Annotated in this window: 26 protein-coding genes and 1 pseudogene; 16 read left to right on the top strand and 11 right to left on the bottom strand. The window is 62.9% G+C overall.

The window, feature by feature from the left end:
• Nucleotides 1-5: 5 nt before the first annotated feature.
• From FXB41_RS41540 to FXB41_RS21060, 6 genes and pseudogenes are all read left to right on the top strand, one after another.
• Nucleotides 6-482 (top strand): DUF4238 domain-containing protein, encoded by a 477-nt coding sequence (locus FXB41_RS41540; RefSeq protein WP_311985867.1) that lies wholly within the window; start codon nt 6-8, stop codon nt 480-482.
• A gap of 287 nt (nt 483-769) precedes the next feature.
• Nucleotides 770-1045 (top strand): annotated as a pseudogene (locus FXB41_RS21080) (TatD family hydrolase); the annotation flags it as partial.
• A 124-nt stretch (nt 1046-1169) separates the two neighbouring features.
• Complete coding sequence (locus tag FXB41_RS21075) at nt 1170-1478, top strand: hypothetical protein (RefSeq protein WP_219683070.1); 309 nt, start codon at nt 1170-1172, stop codon at nt 1476-1478.
• Nucleotides 1479-1556: 78 nt separating this feature from the next.
• On the top strand, nt 1557-1979 hold the full coding sequence (locus tag FXB41_RS21070; protein WP_219683069.1) for a hypothetical protein: 423 nt from the start codon (nt 1557-1559) through the stop codon (nt 1977-1979).
• 181 nt (nt 1980-2160) lie between these two features.
• Nucleotides 2161-3150 (top strand): hypothetical protein, encoded by a 990-nt coding sequence (locus FXB41_RS21065; protein ID WP_219683068.1) that lies wholly within the window; start codon nt 2161-2163, stop codon nt 3148-3150.
• A 538-nt stretch (nt 3151-3688) separates the two neighbouring features.
• The gene (locus FXB41_RS21060; protein ID WP_219683067.1) at nt 3689-4048 is read left to right on the top strand and encodes a hypothetical protein; all 360 of its coding nucleotides are present in this window, start codon (nt 3689-3691) and stop codon (nt 4046-4048) included.
• On the opposite strand, the gene FXB41_RS21055 is transcribed toward FXB41_RS21060, so the two are convergent.
• The 5 genes from FXB41_RS21055 to FXB41_RS21035 all read right to left on the bottom strand — a co-directional run bounded on the left by FXB41_RS21055 (nt 3993) and on the right by FXB41_RS21035 (nt 8280).
• The gene (locus FXB41_RS21055; RefSeq protein ID WP_219683066.1) at nt 3993-5324 is read right to left on the bottom strand and encodes a tyrosine-type recombinase/integrase; all 1332 of its coding nucleotides are present in this window, start codon (nt 5322-5324) and stop codon (nt 3993-3995) included. The two genes, FXB41_RS21060 and FXB41_RS21055, sit on opposite strands and share 56 nt — an antisense overlap.
• Nucleotides 5325-6020: 696 nt before the next feature.
• Nucleotides 6021-6698 (bottom strand): SNARE-associated domain-containing protein, encoded by a 678-nt coding sequence (locus FXB41_RS21050; RefSeq protein ID WP_219683065.1) that lies wholly within the window; start codon nt 6696-6698, stop codon nt 6021-6023.
• 54 nt (nt 6699-6752) lie between these two features.
• Nucleotides 6753-7235: a transcription elongation factor GreA gene (gene greA / locus FXB41_RS21045; protein ID WP_219683064.1), complete on the bottom strand. Its 483-nt coding sequence runs from the start codon at nt 7233-7235 to the stop codon at nt 6753-6755.
• Nucleotides 7236-7275: 40 nt separating this feature from the next.
• Nucleotides 7276-7791, bottom strand: a complete 516-nt coding sequence (locus FXB41_RS21040) for a hypothetical protein (RefSeq protein WP_007596461.1) — start codon at nt 7789-7791, stop codon at nt 7276-7278.
• A 150-nt stretch (nt 7792-7941) separates the two neighbouring features.
• A complete protein-coding gene (locus FXB41_RS21035) occupies nt 7942-8280 on the bottom strand; it encodes a hypothetical protein (protein WP_219683063.1) in 339 nt (112 codons plus the stop codon).
• A 254-nt stretch (nt 8281-8534) separates the two neighbouring features.
• Between FXB41_RS21035 and FXB41_RS21030 the strand changes: the two genes are divergently transcribed.
• From FXB41_RS21030 to FXB41_RS21015, 4 genes are all read left to right on the top strand, one after another.
• Entirely contained in the window at nt 8535-8768 is a 234-nt protein-coding gene (locus FXB41_RS21030) for a DUF3551 domain-containing protein (protein ID WP_007596464.1), read from the top strand.
• A 325-nt stretch (nt 8769-9093) separates the two neighbouring features.
• Nucleotides 9094-10629 (top strand): peroxidase family protein, encoded by a 1536-nt coding sequence (locus FXB41_RS21025; protein WP_219683062.1) that lies wholly within the window; start codon nt 9094-9096, stop codon nt 10627-10629.
• Nucleotides 10630-10891: 262 nt separating this feature from the next.
• Nucleotides 10892-12493: a tetratricopeptide repeat protein gene (locus tag FXB41_RS21020; protein ID WP_219683061.1), complete on the top strand. Its 1602-nt coding sequence runs from the start codon at nt 10892-10894 to the stop codon at nt 12491-12493.
• Nucleotides 12494-12515: 22 nt separating this feature from the next.
• On the top strand, nt 12516-13082 hold the full coding sequence (locus FXB41_RS21015; RefSeq protein WP_219683060.1) for a hypothetical protein: 567 nt from the start codon (nt 12516-12518) through the stop codon (nt 13080-13082).
• A 45-nt stretch (nt 13083-13127) separates the two neighbouring features.
• Here FXB41_RS21015 and FXB41_RS21010 read toward each other — a convergent pair whose 3' ends face one another.
• Nucleotides 13128-13646, bottom strand: coding sequence for a hypothetical protein (locus FXB41_RS21010; protein ID WP_219683088.1), 519 nt, complete (start codon nt 13644-13646; stop codon nt 13128-13130).
• 181 nt (nt 13647-13827) lie between these two features.
• The gene (locus FXB41_RS21005) at nt 13828-15375 is read right to left on the bottom strand and encodes an acetolactate synthase large subunit (RefSeq protein ID WP_007596473.1); all 1548 of its coding nucleotides are present in this window, start codon (nt 15373-15375) and stop codon (nt 13828-13830) included.
• A gap of 264 nt (nt 15376-15639) precedes the next feature.
• Between FXB41_RS21005 and FXB41_RS21000 the strand changes: the two genes are divergently transcribed.
• Together FXB41_RS21000 and FXB41_RS20995 are read left to right on the top strand one after the other, a co-directional pair.
• A complete protein-coding gene (locus FXB41_RS21000; protein ID WP_219683059.1) occupies nt 15640-16218 on the top strand; it encodes a L,D-transpeptidase in 579 nt (192 codons plus the stop codon).
• Nucleotides 16219-16287: 69 nt separating this feature from the next.
• Entirely contained in the window at nt 16288-17103 is an 816-nt protein-coding gene (locus FXB41_RS20995) for a DUF2927 domain-containing protein (protein WP_007596475.1), read from the top strand.
• Nucleotides 17104-17215: 112 nt separating this feature from the next.
• Here FXB41_RS20995 and FXB41_RS20990 read toward each other — a convergent pair whose 3' ends face one another.
• Nucleotides 17216-18343, bottom strand: coding sequence for a threonine synthase (locus FXB41_RS20990; protein WP_219683058.1), 1128 nt, complete (start codon nt 18341-18343; stop codon nt 17216-17218).
• A 378-nt stretch (nt 18344-18721) separates the two neighbouring features.
• On the opposite strand from FXB41_RS20990, the gene FXB41_RS20985 reads away from it, so the two are divergent.
• Both FXB41_RS20985 and FXB41_RS20980 read left to right on the top strand, forming a co-directional pair.
• Nucleotides 18722-19978: a GTP cyclohydrolase II gene (locus tag FXB41_RS20985; protein WP_219683057.1), complete on the top strand. Its 1257-nt coding sequence runs from the start codon at nt 18722-18724 to the stop codon at nt 19976-19978.
• 7 nt (nt 19979-19985) lie between these two features.
• Entirely contained in the window at nt 19986-21224 is a 1239-nt protein-coding gene (locus tag FXB41_RS20980) for a URC4/urg3 family protein (RefSeq protein ID WP_219683056.1), read from the top strand.
• Nucleotides 21225-21344: 120 nt separating this feature from the next.
• Here the strand turns inward: FXB41_RS20980 and FXB41_RS20975 are convergent, their stop codons facing one another.
• Complete coding sequence (locus tag FXB41_RS20975; protein WP_446479882.1) at nt 21345-22304, bottom strand: IS5 family transposase; 960 nt, start codon at nt 22302-22304, stop codon at nt 21345-21347.
• Nucleotides 22305-22516: 212 nt separating this feature from the next.
• On the opposite strand from FXB41_RS20975, the gene upp reads away from it, so the two are divergent.
• Both upp and FXB41_RS20965 read left to right on the top strand, forming a co-directional pair.
• Complete coding sequence (gene upp / locus FXB41_RS20970) at nt 22517-23146, top strand: uracil phosphoribosyltransferase (protein ID WP_219683054.1); 630 nt, start codon at nt 22517-22519, stop codon at nt 23144-23146.
• Nucleotides 23147-23224: 78 nt separating this feature from the next.
• The gene (locus FXB41_RS20965; RefSeq protein WP_007596483.1) at nt 23225-23437 is read left to right on the top strand and encodes a hypothetical protein; all 213 of its coding nucleotides are present in this window, start codon (nt 23225-23227) and stop codon (nt 23435-23437) included.
• A 16-nt stretch (nt 23438-23453) separates the two neighbouring features.
• Here FXB41_RS20965 and FXB41_RS20960 read toward each other — a convergent pair whose 3' ends face one another.
• Nucleotides 23454-23945 (bottom strand): DUF305 domain-containing protein, encoded by a 492-nt coding sequence (locus FXB41_RS20960; RefSeq protein WP_219683053.1) that lies wholly within the window; start codon nt 23943-23945, stop codon nt 23454-23456.
• A gap of 101 nt (nt 23946-24046) precedes the next feature.
• Nucleotides 24047-25156 (bottom strand): M48 family metallopeptidase, encoded by a 1110-nt coding sequence (locus FXB41_RS20955; RefSeq protein WP_219683052.1) that lies wholly within the window; start codon nt 25154-25156, stop codon nt 24047-24049.
• Between the last annotated feature and the right edge of the window lie 3 nt (nt 25157-25159).

The raw sequence follows: 25159 nt of genomic DNA, 5'->3' as shown, positions 1-25159 counted from the left end.
TCAAGGTGTCGCAAGACTTCAATATTCTCGTCGAGCTCCAGTTTCACGACAATCTGGTTCAACTGCATCAAGGACGGCGCTGGCAAATGCTCCTAGCGAGCGACGGTTCCGGCGGCTTCGTCACGAGCGACCACCCGGTTTGCTTGCGCTGGTCAGACGGACAAGACCATGGAAATATGTCGCCTGGATTTGGCGTACCGGGTACAGAAGTGATTTTTCCGCTTTCTCCAACGTTGGTCCTGCGCGGCACCTTTGAAGGAGAAGAGAACTTGATCGACGCAGACGGAGACACAGTCGCAGGGATCAACAGCCTGCTGATCAGCAATATTCATAATCAGCTTTACGCCCAAAACGCTCTGTTCAACTACAAACAGAGTCCAAAAGACGGGATAAGCAGCGGCGCCACCCTGTGGCGAGACAATGTGTTCTTAGCTGCGGGAAAGCCTAAAGACGACAAGATCGTTGCTCTACGAGCCAAATAGATTGCAGTTTGGAGGCTCTGGCGGCCACTCATCAGATACTCATGCGCGAGGCGTACGCGCTTACGCCGGTCATTGCCGATTCCGCGCCGAACGTGACCTCACTCGATGGCAAGGATGTTTGCAAAGGCCACCAGCGCCGCAAGTGATACGGGCTCTTGAAGCTCTTCGAACGCCCGCCTTCGATCGCCGTTTGAACTATCCGCGGGCGGCGCACTAGCTAAGTCAACTATGATTCGTCCTCAACAAGTGATTCGCAAAGTCTTCCGTGAGGAGGATTTTCTGCAAATGCTCTAAGTGCCAAACGTGCGATCGAGCTTGGCTGTTACTTCTCCATCAACATCGAGATGCTGAAGAACGACCGCCATGTGGCTTTGGTGGCGGATCTTCCGCACGACCGCCTGCTGACGGAGACCGATGGACCCTTTGTGAAGGGTGACGTGGGAAACATGCGTCCGCTCGATGTCGCGCAAACGCTTGCATCGCTCGCGCGCCTGCTCGGCCTTGAAGAGGATGAGCTCGCCTCGCGAATCCAGGGCAACCTCAATCAGCTGATTTCTGCGTGAGAAAGCCATCTGTTCATACCTTGCATCTGTTCAAAACATCTCGCGTGAGGACTGGCTGACCGTCGGAGCGAAGCTTATCGAACTTCTTGACACGCCATCGATCACGGACAGTGAATACTTCAGATTGTCGATCCTCTCCCTCTTCTCACGAAATTCATCGATCAACCATTTCTCCGAACTGGCAAAGCGGCACGCGGGCAGCGATCCATTCGCCAAACGAGAGATTTTGTTGGCGGCCAGCACAAGCAACGCGACTGATTGGCTTCGCGAATTCAAAGAAGACTTCGAAGGCATGGATGCGTGGCAAAGACGCGCCTTCCTGTTCTGCGCTCGATCGTTTCCTGCAGACGAACGCAAGTTCTTCATCAATAGATGGACTTATCCACGCCCGTTTGATGCGATCGTCGCCAAGTGGGCGAAGCAGGGCCCGTAGGCAAACGAGCTTGGGCGCGCTCAATCGATCGGCTTAGCTTGGCGGTATGCAAATATCCCACATGGCATAGAAGCGGTAATGCAGTTCGGCCGGTTACTCGCCGAACTCAGGGCGTTCCGTGATGTGAAGGAAATGATCCTCCCCTACACCACGATCGGCGCCGTCCGCTCAGGTTTGCTGTCGTCCCAGTACCTGGAGGTCTCCACGAAGGGCGATACGTCGAAGCTGGCCGTCCTCTTCAACACCGGCCCCTTCGTCGACATTGCCTACCTCCTGGTCGACGGCATCTACGGTTACGGCGGGTTCATTCCGACGGACAAGCTGCAGTCGATCACGATCTCCGATCGGGTCACTGCCGGCTTCTACGAACTCGACGTAGTGATCGCTGGCGAGGCGGTGACGCTCGTGTTCGATCCCGCGCAGAACGCCTACGCGCCGGCTTCGACAGCGGTGATGTCCGACGCCGCGCTGGCGGGCTTCGGAGCGCGCAAAGCGGCCTAACGACCTCCGTTCGGGCTCCTCTAACTGGTACGCCCTGCCGGGTCGCAAGGCCCGGCAGGGCTTTTCGCGCCCGGCGGCAAGAGGTCGCAGCCACGTTTCACCCATATTTCATTCTGAAAGTGGAGGCGGCCGGGGCGGCTACCATATCGTCAACTACCCCTTCACGGAGGTGATTAGACCAATGACGAAAGCCAAAACGCCTGATGCCGGCGCCCCCAAAATCCCGGCCTCGGTGGACAACCTCATCCTTCTGAACATCCTCAGGCACGGTTTCAACTACAGTTCAGGCGTTGCGATTGCGGATTTCCTGAACGTCACCGAGGTTGCCGTCAGCCGCGCCCGTAAGGGCACCGGCGATGTCGCTGGCCTCGCCCCTGCTGTTCTGGAGCTTCTGTATCCCGGTGTCTTGGGCGTCGCACTCGATGCGCAATTGACGGAATACGAACTTCGCACGGCTCACGCCGAGATGGACTTCGCCCGCCGGACGAAGGAAGAATTGCCCGAGCGGCTGAGTGACACTCTCGAGAGGATTAAGGAGAAAGCCGACAGCAGGCTCTCGCGGCTGCGGGACCGACTTCGTGAGGCGCGCTCCCCGATGACCCCGCCAAAGCGTCAGGAACGTGCCATCGACAGGGCGGCGCTCGCCTCGCTCGAAGGTCAGCTGGAGCTGTACCGCAAGAATTACAAACTGGCGTCGGCAGCTTTCAAACAGGCTTTCTCGTTTCTCGGTTCGCCGAATGACCTTGGATCCAAGGTCCTTTTTGTTCGTTCGATGATCAACTGGTACTTTGCGAACCACCAGATGAAGGTGAACGTCACGAACAGCCTGGCGCAGGACGATTTCGTCAAACTCGTCATCTACGTGTCCTTTGTCACCGGCGATTCGCGTGTCGCCGTCAACGAGCGGCACGATCTCGCGGCCAATCTGCTGTGCGACGCGGCCGAGCGCCTTGACATCAAGGCTTCCGACCTCCCGGAACATCACCCTGTCGGTCACGAAGTTCCGCTGAGCCGAATTCCTGCCCTTGAGACTTCGCTCAACCTTGCAAAGCAGGTCGAGAACCAGCGACGCGAGGAGCGGGAAACGCGGAGCTCTGCGAAGCGCGATCTGAACGGCGTGCCGTTCGGTTCATTACCCGACGATGTAAGTCTCAACCTGTCCAGCTACTGATAAGAAAGAAAGGATCTATCATGTCCCGTACGCTTTTGCTTGCCGCAGCTCTTCTCGTTGCGATCGCGTCACTGCCGCAAGGATCAAACGAGGTCCCTCGCGACATCAGGGTTGCTCTATCTCCCGGCCATGTGACGAACGCCTGAAGCCGATCGAATCGTGCGCGGCTCGCGCCAGCGCGGGGTAGCCCTATCTGGCGGACAGCGAGAGCAAGCATGGAACAAATTGTCATGTTCGCCGAAAGCGGCCACGACGATTTTGAATCAGCAACAAGAAATGGCCCACCGATCTCATCGGCGGGCCATTTCTTGTCAAATCGATTGTGCGCAGCTCTCCCCTAATGCGAGGCCTCTCTGACATTTAGGTACCGATCGGCCCCGCGACGCCCCTTACAAGTCCCCATCACCGGCAAATGGATGCAATTCGTCCTTTTTGCACGCCACAGCTACCCGGCAGCTATGCTTAAGCTCTAGATCTCTTTGTTCCTGGAGAAGCTTGCGCTTCTATTGCCTCAGCGGGTCACGGTTCGGTCGCAGGCATGGGCGGGAAGACTCCGATCGAGGCATTAGGGGTGCCGGAAGGTGGCAAGAAGCTGCACGCTACGAAGCGGTCACGCAAAAACCGTGGCATGCCGCCGCCCGCGACGTTCGATATCGATACGCTGCCCGGTAGCTCCAATTTGACGGCATTGGAGACGGCCGCGGTCATCCGGCGAACGCCTGGCGCGCTGGAGCAGTGGCGGCGCGATCCGAACCACCCGCTGAAATGGCGCTACGTCGATGGCCGGCCACTCTATCGTGTCGACGCGGTGCGCGACTATCTGGCCAAGTGCGAAAAGACCACTAAGGCGCCTCGGAAGCATAATGCTCACGGAGACGGCCGAGGAGCTCTGCCTTGATCGGGTCAAGTGGATTCGTCCGCTGAAGGCGCACGATTTTGCCGACCCGTTTCGCGCCGACTAACTCCGCAATGTAGTCGTGGGCAGCTTCGAAGGCCATCTTGCGGATGATCCACTGTTCGTCGTGATTGTAGACCTGATCGATTCCACTAGGCTTTTGCCCAACACATAGACGCTGGATTTCGTTGTCGTAGCCACAGCGTGACATGATGGTGCGCAAGCTGCGCCTTAAGTCATGCATGGTGAACTTGGCGACGCTCGCTTCCTTGACCAGTCGGTTGACCATCTTGGTGAAGCCGGACATCTGGCCGCCGGTTTTTGGTGACGGGAAGACATAGTCGGAGGTTGCCCGCTGGAAATGTTTCGCGGCCGCGAGCACCTCGTCAACCAGATGAGTCCGCGGAGCATCGTGGTGCAGCCCCATCTTGGTCCAGGCCGCATCGAAGGTGATCCGGTCATCCATAATGTGCTTTCGCCACTCGATCATGGTAGGCTCGCTGCGGCGCGGGCCACCGAGCAGGCACATGCGAGCCAGGAGACCGAAAGCCCCGAGCTTGCCGGATGCATCCCAGACCTTGATGATCTCCTCATCGGTGAGCGCGCGGCCCTTTGTTCGGCGCCCGACTCTCTGCGCTCGGGTTTCCTTGGGGGCGCGATAACCAGCGAGCACGTTGTGCTCGACGTAACCTTCGCCCACGCACCATTCGAGGAAGGTATGCACGTGCTTGCGCAAGTCCTTGGCTGCGCCGCGCTTGCCGGTCTTGGCGATCTTGTCGACCGCAGCCATAATCTGCCGTCGCGTCAGGTCCCCCACGCCGCTCTCGGCGTGATCCTTCAGCCCGCGCCGGAGCGCCGACATTGCCGGCCTCCAGTTGACGACTTGACGTTCGGTCAAGGACGTCTGGTAGGGACCATCTTCAACAATGAGCGTCGCGAGCGTGGTGCGCTGTTTCTCGGCTGCCTGTTGCCGCCTCGCCTCGCGCTTCGCGTCGTTCGGGTCCAAGCCCTTGACTACCTCACCTGCGGCGATGGTGGCGGCCTTGCGCGCGGCCTTTTCATTATATTTGGGCCATGCGCCGAGGGTCTTGCGCTGGGTCCCCTTCACCCCCGGCTTGGTGAAGAGGTAGACCCAGGTCCGGCCGCCGGTGGCGCGCATGCGTAAGGCGAGGCCGGGCAGCTTGTCGTCGTGGAGATAATGCTGCGCCTTACCCGGCGGCAGCGTTGCGTTGCGGATCACCGTATCGGTGAGTGTCAGCTGGTTGGCCGGCTCCGTCATGATTCCTTCTCTCTCTGCGCCCGGTGTGCCCCAGAAGGGCAGTCAGCCCTCGAACAGAACCGGCTCTCAGACCTCCCTCGTTTTTGTGCCCAAGGGGAAAATCCACGGCGGGCACAACGGGGGCATACAAAATGTAGCAAGGCCGCTTATGGGCTACTACGGTCGCATGAGGCCATAACTCCCATCAATTAAAGGAGTTTTTACATTCTAACTATGGCCGGATTTGGTTAGCTCGGGTCTACGGATTGTGGTTCACACGGGAGAGGTCCAAGGTTCGATCCCTTGTGCGCCCACCATCCACCTTCCTGAACCCTGCTGATTGTGGACCTATCGTCGACACACAGTGGCGTGTCGGGACCGTCTCAATCACAAAATGTCGAAAACAACCCCATGCACAGTAGCCGGCATCAGTCGGATCAATGGGTTACAACCATGCTATTTTTCCGAAATCGGATTTGACTCGTCGGGCAAAACAGGCGCATGATGGCATCGTCGCGGTGGCCTGAGCGGGAGTATTGGGCCATCGCCCTTCGGGCACTAGCTCTTTGTTTTGCGCATGATCTCCCCTCGTCATTGCGAGCGTAGCGAAGCAATCCAGAGTTTTTCCGCGGAGACAGACTGGATTGCTTCGCTGCGCTCGCAATGACGGAGCAAGGGGTGAGACCGCGCCGGCTGACGCGCACGCCTCCTCGAGCTTCAAGCCGTCCGCGCCGGCCGCCAAGCCGCGTAGAGACCGACCAGGGTTCCGATGGCAACCAGTGCTGCGGCCAGCAGCAGCTGCAATTCCCCGTCGTCGGTGGTGCCTACGGACGACACAAGTCTGGTCACGACGACGAACAGAACGCCCACGGAGGCTGCTGCCCCCACGCCGAGATAAGCGAGCTCTCGCGTCAGGTTGCGGCCGAGGAGTCCGAGCGCCGTGAAATACATCGCGCAGGCGTTGGGATGAACGAACAGGGCAATGCGCGCGTAAGGGCCGTAGGCGTCGAGGAGGGACTCACAGCGGTTCAGCGCCGCCTTTGAGGCCACCCGCTGCAACAGCGGTCTGAAAAAGCGAGCCTGCCCGTAACTCAGGACGGCGCCCGCGATGATGGCCAACCACGCCACGATGAAGACGGGGACGTCCGCGGGCTTCGGATTGAGCGCTACGGACATCAGGATAAGAGCGGTTCCGGGAAAATAGCCAAAATACGGGAAGACCGACTCGAGTAGCACGCAGACGAATATGAAGACCGGAAACCACGACGAACCGGCTGCATCCTGGACGACGGCGTTCAAGTCGAACAGATCAGTCTTGTACAGGACGAGGTACATGCACATGGCCAATCCGGCCAGCGCGTAAAACGGCAACGCCCCCGACAGAAACCGCCTCATCCAGCTATCGCGCTTGGTTGCACGGACACAGCGGAAACCATCGATAAACGCCCCCTACCCAATCGACAAAATCTCGATCTCCTGCGCACCCGATCCCACGACATCCCCGACCGCCTTCCCCATCAGCGACTTCGCCACCGGCGCCACGAACGAGATCGTGCCGGCCTTGGGATCGGCTTCGTCCTCGCCGACGATGCGATAGGTTTGCACGCGGCCATCGGCGCGGCTGAAGGTCACCGTGCTGCCGAAGGCGACGACATCAGTCGAGGCCGGGGCGGGAATGACCTGCACCGTGCGCAGCCGTTCGGTGAGATAGCGGGCGTCACGCAAGGGCACCGCCGATTGCCGTCGCTTTTCGTTGACGTCCTCGATCGCCTGCGCAGCTTCATAGGCTTCGCGTGCGTCCTGAAGCTGCCTTTGCAGCGCCTGCAAGCCTGCTTCCGTCACGAGGTTTGGATGCGGCGAGATCGGCCGATCCGGCAACAGCGTCTCGGCGGCGGTTTCCGCGCTCTCTTCTTTGGTAAAGGCAACGCTCAAGTCGAAATTCCTGTCGAACTGTTCGGGCTCATGGCCAGGATCATATCTCAAGTTCGACGAAACGGCGCAGCTTGAAGACGATGTCCGGCATGGCCTGGCGGAACCGCGTGGCATCCCGGAATGTGGTCGAGAACGGCGCGAAGGTGATCATCGCATTCCAGTGCCTGTAACCGTAGACCGTGACGGAGGCACCGGTCGCCGGAAAATTCTCCAGCTTGCGCAGCTCACCCAGGACGAGATCGGCGATCGCTTCAGCAGGCAGCAACTGCTTGCCATCAGGCGTCGTCGCGATCTTCGCGGGCGGCTCGACCGGCTTCGCGGCAGCCGCCGCCGCACCGGGCGCGTTCTCGGAATTGTTCTCTGGGTTGTTCTCGGCCTTGGCCGGCGGCGTATCGGCGGCGGGCGGCTCGGCCAGCTCAAATCCGTTCGTCGGCGCTGTCGGCGGCGGAACCTCGATGAGCGGCGGCGGCACAATACTGTCTGCGGCGCGCCTGTTGCCTCCCAGGATGCTGCTGATCATGGCCACGAGGCCAGCATCCTTCACGTCGTCACTCATTACTCCCCCTAGGCTTCGGCCTACTCTAGCACCGCTCGCGCGGACCGCCACTGGGGATGTATGGCCGGATTCCGCCCGGCCAAGGTCCTATTTTGACGCGATGGCACCGGCGGTGCGATGCCCGATCACGCCGCGCCGCCGTGCGATCCGTCACTGCTTATCGAACGGAATGTATTGCTGGTACTGCTTGGGCACCGAGCTGCGGTAGCGCGCGGGCACCGTGCCGCTGTCGACCGAGTGATCGATCTCCTGCTGCCGCGTCATCTTCTTCTTCGCCGGCTTTTTCGACGCACTCTTTTTGGAGTCGGTCGGCTGGCTGGAAGCGTCGTTGGCTGCAGTCGGCGCGGTCGTCGTCGCTGCCGGCGCGGCGGTTGTCGTCGCAGGCGCCGCGGTTCCGGCGGCGGCTGGTGCGCCCTGCGCCAACGCGAGCGGTGTCTGCATGAGAAGCGCCAGCGCTGCTGTCGCAGCCAGCAAGTATGATTTCTGCATCAGAACCTCCAAAATACCTGATCCGAATAAGGCAAGCGTAGTTCTCCGGGATCGACGCGTGCAAGTCCGTTCACGATAGGCCCGAACCCCATCGTGAACTGTGGCCGAGATCACATTGCTGGCGGCAGGCTGCGTCATGATGTGCCCTGTCGCGAACGCAAGGCATTCCGCCGACACCAATACAGGCATGACTGCGCAACAGACGAGCCAGGCTCGCTGACATTCCCACCCACTCGCTCTCGAAGGAGACTGACATGCGTCGCACCATCCTCACTCTCGCATCGCTCGCGGCCCTGCTCGCCGTAGCATCCCCGGCCGCCCAGGCACATCCTGCGAACGATCGATATTGCATCCAGGGCCGCTCGTGGGGTTACCCCGGCAATTGCCAGTTCGCCAGCTATCAGCAGTGCCTCGCCACCGCCTCCGGCACATCGTCTTATTGCGGCATCAACCCGCGCTACGCGTTCTCGCAGCAGCGCGACTACTGACGAATTGGCGGCGTGCGCGCATGACGCGCGCGCCGCTACAATTTCTACGTGAAGCCGATCCGCTTCGCCGACGCCCCGACGAATTGAAACTGTGCGAAGCCGCCTGCGTCCGTCGATGACGAGAATGTTATCCGTCATCGCCACGGAGGAAATTCGCGATGCGCAGCCGCGGCTTGCGGGCAAGGCGCACCTTCCGAAAATTTCGATGCCGGGCAATTGTGATCCATCTCGCTCGTGGCAGGCGTGATCGCGCCTAGGCTGCAAACCCGAGCGCGAGAAACTTTAGCCCGATCTGTTTCATTCGACTTTTCAGGAAGGTGTTTCAATGAGCAGCCGCCACGCAATTGTTCCGCGCGGTCTGAACGCAACGCGTTCGCCGCTTTCGCAAGGCCGCTTCGGCCGCATGTTCCGCAAGCTCGCACCGGCCAAATTCGGCCCGAACGATTCCGACAATTTCGCAAACCTGTCGGCGCTGGCCGACAAGATGGTCGCCGATTTCGACGGGCCGAAGGACGGGCCGGACGGGGAAGAGAGCGGCATTCCCTCGCTTTACACTTATTTCGGCCAGTTCATCGACCACGACATCACCTTCGATCCGGTCAGTTCGCTGACCAAGCAGCAGGATCCCGACGGGCTCGTCGATTTCCGCACGCCATCGCTCGACATGGACAATCTCTACGGCCGCGGTCCGAACGACCAGCCCTACATGTATGACGGGATCAAGTTCCGGCTCGGCGAGAAGGTCACGGGCGCCGGCGTGGCCGATGCAGTCGATTTGCCGCGCTTCAAGGGCCGCGCGCTGATCGGCGATCCCCGCAACGACGAGAACAGCATCGTCTCGCAATTCCAGGCCTTGATGCTGCGCTTTCACAACCGCATGGTCGACGACAATGACAGCCTGTCGTTCGAAGACGTGCAGCAGCGCGTTCGATTCCACTATCAGTACGTGGTGCTGAACGACTTCCTGCCGCGCATCGTCCACGCCAGCGTGCTGGACGAGCTCAAGACCGCAGGTCAATACGACCGCAGCAAGCTCGCGTACTACCATTGGAAGACCTATCCGTTCATGCCGGTGGAATTTTCGGTCGCGGCCTACCGGCTCGGGCACTCCATGATCCGCCCCGGCTACCGGCTGAACGACGCGGCCAACATGCTGCTGCAGATCTTCCCCGATCCCAACAATCCCGACCAAAACGCACTGACCGGCTTCCGTGCGATGGGACCGGGACGCGCCATGGATTGGGGCCGCTTCATCGATCTCGACACGCGCCCCTATGGCGTCGAGGACGACGACACCAATCCCGACAACAAGAGGCGGCTGCAGTTCGCCTATCGCATCGATGCCTCGCTGGTGGACCCGCTGCGCAAGCTGCCCCCGGAAGTCGCCTCCAATCCGGCGTCGCTGGCGCTGCGCAATCTCGAGCGCAGCTGGCGGCTCGGACTGCCGTCGGGCCAGGCCGTCGCCAGGGCGATGAACCTGACGCCGCTGAGCGACGACGAGATCATCATCGGCAAGGCCGTCGACGAGCCCGGCGCGGGCGATCCGCAAGTCAAGATCGCGAGCATCGCGAACGGCGTGTTCGCCGGCAACTGCCCGCTGTGGGCCTACATCCTCGCCGAGGCGCGGCAAAACGCGACCGACATGGCAATCTCAGCCACTGGTGGGCCCGCCACGGTTAGGACACCGCAGCTCGGACCGGTCGGCGGTCGCATCGTCGCCGAGGTCTTCCTCGGCATGATGTTCGGAGATAATTCCTCCGTGCTGTCGCTCGACCCGCAATGGACGCCGGTGACCGGCTCCGGCTTCGCGCTCAAAGACCTCGTCGCCTACGCGCTCGGCCAGGGCGATCCGCTGCATTGAGCGGGTGAGGGACTATGATGCAAGGCCGCTCGTCGTGCGAGCGGCCTTGTGGCCCACTCGCCTCGACGGGCGGGCGGATGGATCCTGGCAGGCGTGCTTCCCTAACGCAAATCCGTCCGCTTCTTATTGACTCGCATCGCGAATGGAGAAATCCTTCAGCAAGACAATTGCCATTGCCCGTCTCAGCAGTACGAACTTCGGCGCTCTCGGTTTTATCGGCGCCATCTGACCAAATTTATTCTGAACAGAAACGGAGGGGCCGATGCGCGCGCTTGCCTTGAGAACCGTCTCACTTCTCGCCCTCGCTGCTCTGGGTTCGATTTTCGGCACGCCTGCCGCACGCGCGGAGGACGGGACCGATGAGCAATTTGGCAAGGTGCACTTCCAGACCTCCTGCAACGAGGTGGCGCAGCGCCGCTTCGATCGCGGGATGCGTTATCAGCACTCGTTCTGGTACCGGCCCGCAAAAGAGATTTTCGAGGAGACGCTGCAGGCCGATCCGGAATGCGCGATCGCCTATTGGGGCATTGCCCTGAGCCTGCTGTACAATCCGCATTTTCCCGCGCCAAAGGAAAACCTTACCGCAGGCCTTGTCGCGCTGCAGAAGGCCAAGGCACTCGGCGCCAAGAGCGAACGCGAACGCGACTATATCGACGCGCTGCTGGCCTTCTATTCGGGCGACGAAAAGACGACGTTTGGCCAGCGGGCGCAGGCCTATCTCAAGGCAACCGAAGCCGTCGCCGCGCGCTATCCCGATGATGACGAGGCGCAGATCGCCTACGCCATCACGCTGAATGTCACGGCGTCACCAAACGACAAGACCTATGCCAACCAGCTCAAGGGCGCTGCTATCCTGGAGCCGATCTTCAAGCGCCAGCCGCGGCATCCCGGCGTCGCGCATTACCTGATCCATCTCTATGACTATCCGGCGATCGCAGAGCAAGGACTCGACGCTGCCAAGCGTTATTCCGAGATCGCGCCGGCGGCACCGCACGCCTTGCATATGCCGTCGCACATTTTCACGCGCGTCGGCTACTGGAACGAATCCATCGACGCCAATAGCCGTTCCGCCAAGGCTGCCAAGGAGGGCAAGGACCCGAGCGAGCAGCTGCATGCCGACGACTATATGGTCTACGCCCTGCTCCAGCTTGCGCAGGACAGCCGAGCCAGCGAGGTCATCGCGGATATGATTGCGACCACGGGCTATGCGCCGGCTGTCCGCGCCGGACCCTACGCGATAGCGGCCAGCCAGGCGCGCTATATGGTCGAACGCGGTGATTGGCAGGGCGCTGCCGCGCTGAAAGTCGAGCCGAGCCGGTTTGCCTATGTCGATGCGATCACCTATTTCGCTCGCGCCCTTGGCGCCGCGCGCTCCGGCAATGCAGACGCTGCAGCGGCGGACATCGCCAAGCTGGCGGAGTTGCGGGACAAGCTGCAGCAGGACAAGGACGCCTATTGGACCGAAATCGTGGACATTCAGCGGCAGGTCGCCACAGCCTGGCAGCTCAACGCTCAGGGAAAACAGGCGGATGCGCTGGAAGCGATGCGCCTTGCCGCCGATGCCGAAGACAAGACCGAAAAATCCATCGTGACGCCGGGTCCGCTTGCTCCCGCACGCGAGCTTTACGGGACCATGCTGCTCGAACGCGGCATGGCGACGGAGGCATTGGTCGCGTTCGAAAGCACCATGCGCAAGGAGCCGAACCGATTTGGCGCGACCATCGGCGCCGCTCACGCGGCCGAGAAAGCGGGGGATGCTGTGAAGGCCCGCCAGTACTACGCCAAAGTCGTCGAAACGGCGAGAAATGGCGACTCATCGCGGGAGGACCTCGCGGCCGCACGAAAGTTGATGGCTCAGAATTAGCAAAGGTGCCGCGGCAGCTTCCATGTGCCTGACAAGCAAATTCGTTGCAATCAGCGCAGCCACTGCGCTGCTCTGCGCAGCCGCAGCGCTCTGGATATCGCGATCCGGCGAACCGGCACGCGCAACAGCGGCCTCCGGCGAGGTCCGCCCGGTGTGGACGGAAATCGACTGGCCTTTCGGCGCGGATCCCTGGGGGAAAGGAAAGGCGTTTCGCTGCAAGGCCGAAGATTGCGGCGGCGAGGTCCTGCTCTACGTTCGCCCCAAGCTCGGCTTTTGCAATTGCGCCACCGGCGTTGCCGACGACGGCGACCTCGAACAGATGGGCGACCTGGCGCTGATTGGGAAGGCAACGCCGACGGCTGCCGGCCGAGAGATCGTCGTCGGTCCGATGCGCGGCCGCAGCAGGGCATATCGCGTCGAGGGGAACCCCAAGGCCGCGCTCTCACTCGCCTTCAATCAACGCTGCGACATGGTCGCCGCGACGGCTTTGCTCGCACCGGGCGCGACCGCGTCACTGGAGCCGGCGGTGCTGTCATTCCTTAATAGCGACCGCATGCTGAAATGGGCCGAGATCGCGCTTGGGTTATGACTCAAAGCAATAGCTGAATTGAAGGCGACAATCTCGGCGCGCTGGTTACCGCGCAGCCCGCAGGCCGATCTCCTCCAGCCGCGTCGCGAACCAGCGCGACAGCGGCTGATCGAGGACGCCGCCGACATAGACTTCCGAGATCGTCACATTGTCCTTGTCCAGCACCAGCAGCATGCCGATCCAAAAGGCGAACCAGACATGCGCATCGGTCAGCGCCATCAGCTTGTGCTGGTCGTGGTCGAGCGCGGTGTGATTGCTCGCCTTGCGGATCTCCACCGTGAGCAAATTGTTCGGGATCTCGCGCTGATGCACGACGACGTCAGGATAGATCGACTTGCCCAGGTGATCGTCGGTCGAGATGATGGTGCCGTGCGGCAGATGCAGCGTGCGTTCGCCGAGCCGGTCGTAGTTGCAATCGACCGACCAGCCGGAGAATTGCTTCTCCAGATACACGGCGAAGCGGTGCGTGATGGCACGCTCGCCGATGTCCTTCGCGAACAGGAAGGCTTCGTGGGCGTAGAAATCCCGGAGCGCCGCGATCACCTTGTTCAGCTCGGTCTGCATCTTGCCCCCCGGCTCATCACGCGCATTCCGATGCGCCGTCACCGGACCCTCATGGTGAGGAGCGCGGAACGCGCGTCTCGAACCATGAAGGCCCGTATCCCGCCTGTCACCATCCTTCGAGACGCCCGCGCACGCGGGCTCCTCAGGATGAGGCCGGAATTCGCGGCGCGATCGACCAGACCTACATCTGGACTTCGATCAGCCGCGGCCCGGGCTCGGCGACGGCTTCGGCCAGCGCCTTGTTGAATTCGTCCGCGTTGGTGACGGCGCGGCCGGGGACGCCCATGCCCTTGGCCAGCGCCACGAAATCCAGCGTCGGCCGGTCGAGCCGCAGCATGTCGTTGGCGCGCTGGCCGGGCTCGCCGGCGCCGACATTGTCGAACTCGCCGCGCAGGATCTGGTAGATGCGATTGGCGAACACGATGGTGACGATGTTGAGATTTTCGCGCGCCTGCGTCCACAGCGACTGGATCGTGTACATCGCGCTGCCGTCGCCGACCATGCAGATCACCTTGCGGTCCGGGCAGGCGATCGCGGCACCGATCGAGAGCGGCGTCGAGAAGCCGATCGAGCCGCCCATGTTCTGGAGCCAGTCGTGCGGAGCAGCCGCCGCCGTCGGCGGGAAGAAGGCGCGGCCGGTGGTGAGGGATTCGTCGACCAGGATTGCGTTCTCGGGAATCGCATAGGCGATCGACTGGGCGATCGAGGCGTGGGTCAGTGCGCCGGTCGGCTTGAGCAGTTCGGCCGAAGCCTGCGGCTTGACGTCCTTCGCGCTGGCCTTCACCGCGCCGGCGAGCGCTTCCAGCGCTGCGACCGAATTCTCACCCCAGGAGGTCATGCGATGCACGTCGCAGCCCTCGGGCTTGAGGATGCTCGGCTTGTTCGGATAGGCGAAGAACGCCACGGGATCGTCGGACTCGACCAGCACGATGTGACGGAACCTCGCCAGCATCTGCAGCGCGTTGTCGATCACGTAGTGGATGCGATCGATCGAGAAGCGGCCGCGGCCGCGCGCCATTCTCGGACGGAAGGTCGGGCCCATCACGGTGCAGCCGGTCCTGGCGGCGATGCGCTCGGCCAGCGCCAGGCCCTGCTCGCTCAGCGCACTGCCGGTCATCAGCAGCAGCGTGCCCTCGCCGTCGCCGTGCAGGATTTTTGCGGCCTGCTCGACCGCCTGCGGCGAATAGCTCGCGCGCTGCTGCTCGGCCGGAACCTCGGCGATGCCGTCCGCTTCGTTCCAGGCGGTGTCGGCGGGCAAGATCAGGGTCGCGATCTGCGGCGGCGCGCTCTTGGCGGCGGCGATCGCCGCGGCGCCGTCGGCGGCGACCGATTTGGAGTCCGGCGAGGTGCGGACCCAGGACGACATCGGCCGGGCCAGGCCCTCGATGTCGGAGGTCAGCGGCGCGTTGTAGCCGATGTGGTAGACGGCATGCTGGCCGACGATGTTGACGATGCCGGAATTCGCCTTCTTGGCGTTGTGCAGATTGGCAAGGCCGTTGGCGAGGCCGGGACCGAGATGCAGCAGCGTCGAGGCCGGCGTGCCCTTCATGCGGAAATAGCCGTCGGCGGCGCCGGTCACCACGCCTTCGAACAGGCCGAGCACGCAACGCATGCCGGGCACGCGGTCGAGCGCTGCGACAAAATGCATCTCGGAGGTGCCGGGGTTGGAGAAGCAGACGTCGACCCCGCCCTTGACCATCGTCCGCACCAGACTTTCCGCACCGTTCATCCGTCAGCTCCCGCAACCGGCAATGTTCCAACAATCCGTCCGATCAATCATTGTTCGCTCGTCTCGTCAAAGCAATAGCCGGCATCGCCGCCCTGCCCCGCGCAGCGATGCGCCGGTTTGACTAACGTTTTCTTCCAACTGGCGCGGTTGCCGATTTGGTAACTTCCTTCATTAAGGATGCCTCCCTCACGGGGCCGTGGCTTGCGGAAAGCCCGCAAATATGGCCTGTAACTTCAGTTGAATCGATTTTTTGCTGGGGGAACAATGATCCGGTATTTTGCCGCGCCGATTGCCGCCATCGCACTGCTGACGGCTACCGCCGGCGGCGCCTTCGCCGAGGAGTTCGACTCGCGCGACATCATGGGCGGCGGCCCGAATTTCTTCCGCGGCGGCTCGAGCCCGGTCCCCCGCACCACCGTCATGTACAACGGCAATTACGCCCCCGGCACGATCGTGGTGAACACCTCGGAGCGCCGGCTCTATCTGGTGCTCCAGAACGGCCAGGCCCTGCGCTACGGCATCGGTGTCGGCCGCGACGGCTTCCGCTGGGGCGGCGTGCACAGGATCACCGCCAAGAAGGAATGGCCGGACTGGACGCCGCCGTCGCAGATGCTGGCCCGCCGGCCGGACCTGCCGCGCCACATGAAGGGCGGTGTCGAGAATCCGCTCGGCGCGCGCGCAATGTATCTGGGCTCGACGCTCTACCGCATCCACGGCTCCAACGAGCCGGAGACGATCGGCCAGGCGGTGTCCTCGGGCTGCTTCCGCATGACCAACGACGACGTAACCGACCTCTACGGCCGCGTCGGAGTCGGCACCACCGTGGTCGTGCTGAACAACTAGCAGGAACCGACGGGCGCGTGGATATGCGGTCTTGTGCGCGCGACGCGAATACGGCAGCGTCGCTTGGCAATGAGCGCATTAGCCCCGCCTTCGTCCGGCTTTCGCATCGCCCTGCTGGCGCTCGCCACCGTCGCGTTTGCCCCTGACACCGCTACCATCGCCGTCGCGGGGGAATTGCCCGCGATCGTCTCGCGTCAGCGCGCCGAGAAGAAGAGCTTTACCGACGGCGAGATCGTCGATGGCTTTCTGAAGACGGCGTTCGGCGCCGAATATCACCTTGCCGGTCGTGTCGACCGCATCCGCAAGTTTGACGGGCCGGTGCGCGTGTTCGCCGAGAGCGACCGCGCCGACCGCAAGGCGCAGCTCGCAAAAGTCGTGGCCGACATCGGCAAGCACGTGCAGCATCTCGACATCGCCATGATCGACAGCAGCGAGGCGGCGAATGTGCGGGTGAAGCTCGTGCGCGACCGCGATCTGTTCCGCACCATCTCGAGCTTCTACGGTGCGGAGAAGGCCCGCGAGATCCGCACCTCGCTCGATCCGCAATGCCTGTCCGGCTTCCGCAAGAACGACAATTTCGAGATCGAGCATTCCGACGTCATTCTCACGGTCGACAACGGCGATTTCACCTTCCTCGACTGCGCCTATGAGGAGCTGCTGCAATCGCTCGGCCCGATCAACGACACCGCGAGCGTGCCCTGGACCATGTTCAACGACAACGTCTCGATGGGCTATTTCGACGTCTACGACCAGTACATCCTGAACCTGCTCTACGATCCCCGCATCAAGGCCGGCATGACCGTACAGGAGGTCAAGGCGGCGCTGCCCGACGTGCTCGCCGATGTGCGCGTGTGGGTGAGGCGTGTGAACGATCTGAAGGAGTAATCAGTCTCATCTCTACCCGTCATTGCGAGCGCAGCGAAGCAATCCAGACTGTCCGCGGAAAGATTCTGGATTGCTTCGCTGCGCTCGCAATGACGGATGAAGCGTATCGTCCCTACTGCACGAGATCGGCAACGATGGTCGCGGCCTTGAGGCCGGTGCCAGTGAGGACTGCGACCGTTGTCTCGTTCGCCTTGATGGCACCGGCGACGGATAGTTTGTCCAGCGCGGCGGCGGCACTTGCGCTGGTCGGCTCGGCGAACAGGCCCTGCCGCGCAAGACGCCGCAGCGCGGCGACGATCTCGTCCTCGGTGAGCGCTACGGTGCCGCCGCCGCTCTCGCGCAACGCGGCGATGATCTCGCGCAGGCGCAGGGGATGCTTGATCGCGGTACCTTCGGCGATGGTCTTGCTGACCTCACGCGCGACAGGGGTGTCGACGCCGGCCTTGAAGCTTGCATCGATCGGCGAGCAATTGAGCGGCTGCGCCGCGAACAGGCGCGGCAGCCTGGCGATCTGGCCCGCCTTGAGCAACTCGCGGAAACCAAAGGCGCAACCCAAAAGGCTGCTGCCGGCGCCGACGGGAACGATGACGTTGTCGGGGGCGCGAAAGCCGAGATCTTCCCAGATCTCGTAGGCGAGCGACTTGGTGCCTTCGAGAAAGAACGGCTGCCAATTGTGGCTGGCATAGAAGGTTTGGCTCGACTGCTGGATGGCCTCGGCCTCCGATTCCTCGCGCGGGCCCTCGACGAGCTGCACCGCCGCGCCATAAGCACGGACCTGCGCGATCTTGGCCGGTGACGTCGATGCAGGCGCGAGAATCTTCACGCGCATGCCGCCGGCGGCACCTAACCCCGCCATCGACGAGCCGCCATTGCCGGACGAGTCCTCCAGAATGGCGTCGACGCCAATCTGCCGAAGAAAGGACAGCATCACGGCGGAGCCGCGGTCCTTGAAGCTGCCGGTCGGGTTGAACCATTCGAGCTTGAAGAACGGGCGCAGTTCGCCCCAGGCCTGCTGCACCAGTGGTGTGCAGCCTTCGCCGAGCGTGATCGGAGTTTTGATCTCGACCGGGAGCGCCGCCCGGTAGCGCCAGAGTGAGCGCGCCCGGCTGTCAATGTCCTCGCGCGAGATCCCCGTCCCCGGCGTCACCAGCAGCGGCGTGCGCTCGTCCGAACACCAGCGCGGCTGGTCCAGCGGATAGAGCTTTCCGTTGCGAGGGTCGATGTAGGCGGCGGCGGGCATGGCGGTCTCCAAGGAAGGCGATACGGCAAAGGCGATCTGTACGTTTGGTTTGATGACACGTTTTGTCCGGAAACTCGACGCCCGCCGTACCATCCGTGCACGCCCCCTTGAAAGCACGAAAAATATAATTACTTCATCGACTTACAGCGATCTCACCGGGGTCGGCCCGTGCGGTAGCGTGGCTCTCACGCAGCCCCTGCTGGCTCGGTGATGATGGGGATTTGGCCGCAAGCCGCCTGCCCTGCGCAGCACGATTAACTTGTCTGTCGTGGCTGGCCGCTACAATATGTTGGATTGCGTCGCCGGTGACCGCATCGGCAACGCCGCAGAGCCAGGCCCGTCCGAGCGGCGGGCCGTTGGCTTTTTGGGAGTTTGGTCATGAGCCGCGCGAACCGTACCGACCACATCCGCCTCACCTCCCATCCGGAGCCGGGCAGGACAGCCGCCTTCCCGATCCACTGGGGCGCCGCCGACGCACGCGCCCGCGGGCCGATCATCGGCACGGTGTCGCGCGCGGGGGATCGCAACGTGATCGGCAGCCATGGCGGCTCCTATGCGATGTACCGCGCGCTCGCGGTGTCCGCGGGCGCGCTCGATCCGATTCGCAGGCCCGATCTCACCAACACCTTTCCGGCCGCGACCATCGGGCCGTTCGAGCAATGGCGCGATCCCGCAAAAATCGTCGCGCTCGATCCCTGGGGGCATCTCGTCGCCGAGAATTTCGGCAAGGACATTGCTGAGGGCATCGACATCAGGCCGAGCATCGCGGTGACGCGCGCGCGGCTGGACCTGCCGGAGATCCGCGAGGCGCTCGCCGCCAAGCGCCTGCGCGCCGACGGCGACGTCGTGCATGCCAATGGCAGTGTGTCGGTGGTGAAGATCGCGATCGATCCGGTCTGGTATCTGCCGGGCCTTGCGGAACGCTTTGCGACCAACGAGACCGAGCTGCGGCGCACGCTGTTCGAGCAGACCGCCGGCATGTTCCCCGAGCTGGTGACCCGGCCGGACATGAAGGTGTTCTTGCCGCCGATCGGGGGCACCACAGTGTACATGTTCGGCGATGTGACAAAACTGCCGGACCATCGCACCAAGATCACCTGCCGCGTCCATGACGAGTGCAACGGCTCCGACGTGTTCGGCTCCGACATCTGCACCTGCCGTCCCTATCTCATCCACGGCATCGAGGAATCCGCGCGCGGCGCACAGGAGGGCGGGCTCGGGCTCGTGATCTACAACCGCAAGGAAGGCCGCGCGCTCGGCGAGGTCACGAAATTCCTGGTCTACAATGCGCGCAAGCGCCAGGAGGACGGCGATGCGGCCGCCGCCTATTTCGAGCGCACCGAATGCGTCGCCGGCGTCCAGGATGCCCGCTTCCAGCAATTGATGCCCGATACCATCCACTGGCTTGGCCTGAAGCGCATCGACCGCTTCCTCTCGATGAGCGACATGAAGCACGACGCGCTGACATCGCAGGGCATCGACATCGTCGAGCGCGTGCCGATCCCGCCCGAGCTCATTCCCGCCGACGCCTATGTCGAGATCGCCGCGAAGAAGGCCGCCGGCTATTACTCCACCGACATCGCGCCGGAGAAGGACGTCGACGGCGTTGTCGGGCGTTCGCTGGAAAAATACTGATCGATTGATGGCAGACGCTTTGGAATTGCAGGCCCGTTCGCTGCTCAGCGCAGCAGCGGTTCGCGCGCGTGCCGGGGAGATACTTGACATCGGCCTTGCCGGCGGACTCACCCATTTCACTGTTGATCTCGATCGCATGGACGGCGTTGCTGATGCCGTGCTCGCGGTGACGCGAAAGGCCTATCCGACGCTGGAGATTCCGTTCCATGCGCGGTGGCGCCATTTTGTGTTTGGCGGCGTCGACCGTTGGGCGCGGCTTGCAGACGCGGCGTCGTGGCCCGATCGCGCGGCGCGGGCGCGCGCGGAGTTCGACCTTGCCATCGTCAGCGTGCTGCTCGATGCCGGCGCGGGTGCGGCGTGGCGATACCGCGACGCTGTGACGGGACAAGAGATCGGCCGGTCGGAGGGACTTGCGATTGCAAGTCTCGACATGTTCGCGAGCGGTCTTTTTTCCCACGATTCCCGCGCGCCGTTCAGGACCGATGCCGACGTGCTCGCGCAACTGCCGCTTGCCGCGCTTACATCCGCCTTTCAGGTGAGCGATGCCAATCCGCTGCTCGGGCTCGAGGGGCGGACCGACCTGCTGCGGCGTCTGGGCAAGCTGGTGGCGGAGCGCGCGGAGGTATTCGGCTCGCACGACACGCCGCGGCCGGGCGGGCTGTTCGATCACATCGCGGCACAGGCGAAGGGCGGCGCGGTTCCCGCACCCGCGATTCTCTCGGCGGTGCTGAACCAGCTCGGACCGATCTGGCCGTCGCGGCTGGAGCTTGCCGGAATTCCGCTCGGCGATTGTTGGCGCCATCCGGCGATCAAGGCCAGTGATGCCACCTCGGGTCTCGTGCCCTTGCACAAGCTGTCGCAATGGCTGAGCTATTCGCTGATCGAGCCGCTCCAGCGCGCCGGAATTGACGTCACCGACATCGACGGCCTGACCGGGCTTGCCGAGTATCGCAATGGCGGGCTGTTCGTCGATCACGAGGTGCTGCGCCTGCGCGACGCCGCCGATGCCGAACATGCGCATGCGGTGGATTCGCTGCTCGTCGTCGAGTGGCGCGCGCTGACCGTGGCGCTGCTCGACCGGCTTGCCGATCTGGTCCGCGCAAAACTCGGCCGCACCCCTGAGACATTGCCGCTCGCCAGCATTCTGGAAGGCGGCACCTGGGCCGCGGGCCGCGCCATCGCCTTCGCGCGCCGCCCCGATGGTTCGCCGCCGCTCAAGGTGATCAGCGACGGCACGGTTTTCTAAACCCTCTCCCCTTGTGGGCCTGTTGCGCTATTGGCTTTTGAGGCTGAAGACGTCGAGAGAGAAGGTCTGGGTCGCGACAGGCTCCGGCCAAGACTGTGATTGTCGCCCTCGGCGGGCGGCTCAGGCCGCGATCGCGGCCCATTTCCTCATGTTGAATGCGATGGAGGCGAGCAGGATTTGTCCGCTTGCCTTCATGAGACCGACGTAACGGATGTAGGTCAGCCGCATCCGGCGTTTGAGGGTAGCGAAGGTGGTCTCCACCGTCGCCCGTCGTCGAGAGATGAGTAGGTTGTAGCGTTTGAGCCTCGGTGGCAACTCTGGGTGATGGCGGTTGGGACGCCGGGCGATGCGGGGCTTTTTGCCTTCCGCCTTCAGCCGGGCTCGTCTGGCATGGGTATCGTAAGCCGCATCGGCCCACACCACGGCTTCATCGCCACGGATCAACTCATCAGCCGGCGTGGTGTCGTTGACATTGGCGGGCGTCGTCAGCACCGCGCGGATCAAGCCGGATCCTTCATCAACACCCACATGGGCCTTGTAACCGAAGGTCGAACCGCTCTTGCCCTGCCGCTTGGCAAAACGGGCGTCGGGATCGTTTGAAGGACGATCCTCCTTGGGAGGAGCCGACACCGCCTGGATCAAGGTTGCGTCCAGCATCGTGCCGCGCTTGAGGATGACGCCGGCATTCTCAAGCTGACGATCCAGTTCGCCAAACAGCTTCTCCAACAGACCTTCTTCAACCAGCTGGTTCCGAAAACGGTTCAGAACCGTGTGGTCGGGTGTCGCATCTTCGAGGCTTAGACCGACGAAGCGCTTGAACGACAACCGGTCGCCCAGCGCCTCTTCGAGCTCGCGTTCCGACAGACCGTAGAGCGACTGCAATAGCAGGGCGCGAAACAACACCAGCACCGGATAGCCTGGACGACCGGGGCTCCCTTCATCCCGCAAATGGCCGATCAGCTTCTCGAACCGGTACCACTTGACTAACCCCGACAGCCGATCCAGCGCTGCATTGGCACCTGCTCCCTTCGGGAGCCAAGCCTCAACAAAACTCGGCTGCCCCGTCTGCTTCACCGCCATCGTCATTCCTCCAACGCTTTGCCTTAGAGAATCACAATTGACGGATTACGCAACAAGCCCCTTGTGGGAGAAGGTGGCTTCGCGAAAGCGAAGCCGGGTGAGGGGTTGTCTCCGCGGGCATATCTCTCACAGGAGTTCGCGGAAAGTACCCCTCATCCGGCGCTTCGCGCCACCTTCTCCCACAAGGGGAGAAGGAAGAAAGGCATCCCGTCATGCAAGGCGTCACGATCGTCGATCATCCGTTGGTGCAGCACAAGCTGACCCTGGTGCGGGACAAATCGATCTCGACCAAATCGTTTCGGGAGCTGATCAAGGAGATCGGCATGCTCCTGTGCTACGAGGTGACGCGTGACCTGCCGCTCGCCGATACCGTTATCGACACGCCGCTGGCGACGATGCATTCGGCCAAGATTGCCGGCAAGAAGCTGGTATTCGTGCCGATGCTGCGGGCCGGCACGACCTTCGTCGACGGCATGATGGATTTGGTGCCGACCGCGCGCGTTGCGCATATCGGCCTCTATCGTGAGCCGCACAGTTTTGCGGCGGTCGAGTACTTCTTCAAATCGCCGTCCGATCTCGGCGAACGCCTGGCGATCGTGGTAACGCCGGTGGTTGCGACCGCCAATACGGCTGTGGCCGCAATCGACCGGCTGAAGGAGCGCGGCGCCAAGGACATTCGCCTCGCCTGCCTGATCGCCGCCCCCGAAGGGCTCGAACGGCTGCGCGGACTGCATCCGGACGTCCCGATCTGGACGGCCGCAGTCGACGAAGGTCTCGATGAGAACGGCTTTATCCTGCCGGGACTCGGCGACGCCGGCGACCGCGCCTACGGGACGAGATAAGCGTCGGCCTGCAAACCGCGTCACATTAGGAACAGCTTCGCTCGCGCAAGGTTTTCCTGCTCTACGATGGAGAGCACGATGACCTATCAGGATGACGACCGCAGAGTAGACAGAGCACGCCTCAACAGCCCGGTGGGCTGGGCGATCGGCGCGATCTTCGTGATCGCCGTCGTCGCGGCCGTCTTCTTCTACAATGGACGCGATGTCGGTCCCCAGACCACGACCACCAGCCCGAACAACGCGCCGAGCGTCACCACGGGCTCAACCAATCCGGCCGCCCCGGCAAAGTGATACGAGGGCCGCTCCGTCAGGTCGGCGGCCGCGGCGGCAGATCCTTCGCATCCGCGGGCGCGGGCCTCTCCTTGAGGTCGGCGATCAACCGTTCCATCTCGCCGATCTCCCGCACTTGGGCTTCGATGATGTCGTCGGCCAGCTTGCGGACGCGGGGATCCCTGATGTGCGCGCGCTCGCTGGTGAGAACCGCGATGGAATGATGCGGGATCATCGCCTCCATATACGCGACGTCGGTCACGGTCTGCTGGCTTCGAACGAGCCAGAGCGAAACCGCAAACACGACGGCGCTGGCGGCCAGAATGGCGACGTTCGCCGTGCGGTTCCTGTACATGCCCGACATGAAAGCGAGCATCACGGCGGCCATGACGGCGCCCATCAGCAGCGCCATCCACGTCCGGGTCTGGCTGTACCAGACGTGATCCAGAGCGAAGGTGTTGAGATACATCAGACCGAACATGATCACGGTGGAAGCCGCGATCATCGTGACGAAACGACCGTAAGCCATGAGGAACTTCCCGCTGTTTATGGGGGATAACCACTCCCCGAGCGATCGTTCCTCGCCGATTCATGATTTGGCGCGGGGCCGACGCGTCGGCGGCAAGAGATTCAGATCTTGCCGCTGCCGCAGATCCCCTTCAGTGACCGCCACTCTGCATCCGTCAGCAGCGGCGGGCCGCTGGCGGGGCGATCCTCCTTCGTCATGCGCGCGAGCCGGTCCTCGGTCAGCGGATGGCTCGCCAGGATCGACGTGAGGCCGCCGCCTTCCTTGCCGGTGATGCGGAACATCAATTCGGCTGCGGGCTTCGGCGAACGGCCGAGCTTGTGCATGATCTCGATGGCAAACGTATCCGCAGCGGTCTCGGCTTCGCGTGAATAGGAAGCCTCGACCACGCTGCGCGAGGCGAAGATCACGGCGCTCGAGCCGGTGACGTCGCCGAACAACAGGCCGATCAGGAACGAGGTGCCGCCGTTGTAGATCAGGCCGCGCATGTTGTCGTAATGCTTGAGATGACCGAGCTCGTGGGCGAGGATGCCGGCGAGCTCGTCCGGGCTTTCGGCCTTGTCGAGCAGGCCCTTCAGCACGAAGACCTTGCCGCCCGGCAGTGCGAACGCGTTCGGCACCGGGGTCGGCAGCACGCCCGCGGTCATGGAATCGTCGTCGAGGCCGGCGGCATCGCGCAGCCGATTGACGAGTTTGATGAAGGCCGCCTTCCCCGCCGCATCCTCGCACGCATTGCGGCCGAAGATGGTCTTCACCTGAACCTCCGACGCATCGCCAATGCGCCGCTCGATCGGTTTCGGCACCAGCGGCGCGAGGCGGTCGGCAGCGAGCGGCACGCCGAACAGCACGACGCAGACGATGGAGACGGCGGCAGCCATCGACCAGCCGACGATTTTTGCGACGCCGCGGCGCGAAGTCTGGTGGTCGTCGAGCCGCATGCAGCGCGCGGTCACGTCTGAGGCGAGCAGAGCGTCGCGGATTTCCAGCCGCGCCAGCGGCGGCGCGGAAGCGCAGGCGAGCCGCAAAATGCCGGGCGGACTGTCGGCGCGACGGATGTCGGCATAGCCCCAGCGAACGGGCGTCGCACCCTCTTCGAGGATCTCGAGCGCGTCACTGAGCGTCAGCGTCACCTGCCGCCTGCGGCTCGACACGCCGTCGAAGAAGATCGTCGGCTTTGCGGACTGCGCCGGGGCTTCGGCGAATACGTCACTCACAGC

This window comes from Bradyrhizobium canariense, assembly GCF_019402665.1.
Lineage (GTDB): Bacteria > Pseudomonadota > Alphaproteobacteria > Rhizobiales > Xanthobacteraceae > Bradyrhizobium > Bradyrhizobium canariense.
The sequence above is the reverse complement of the archived record's forward strand: the minus strand, read 5'-3'. Positions and strand labels throughout refer to the sequence as shown.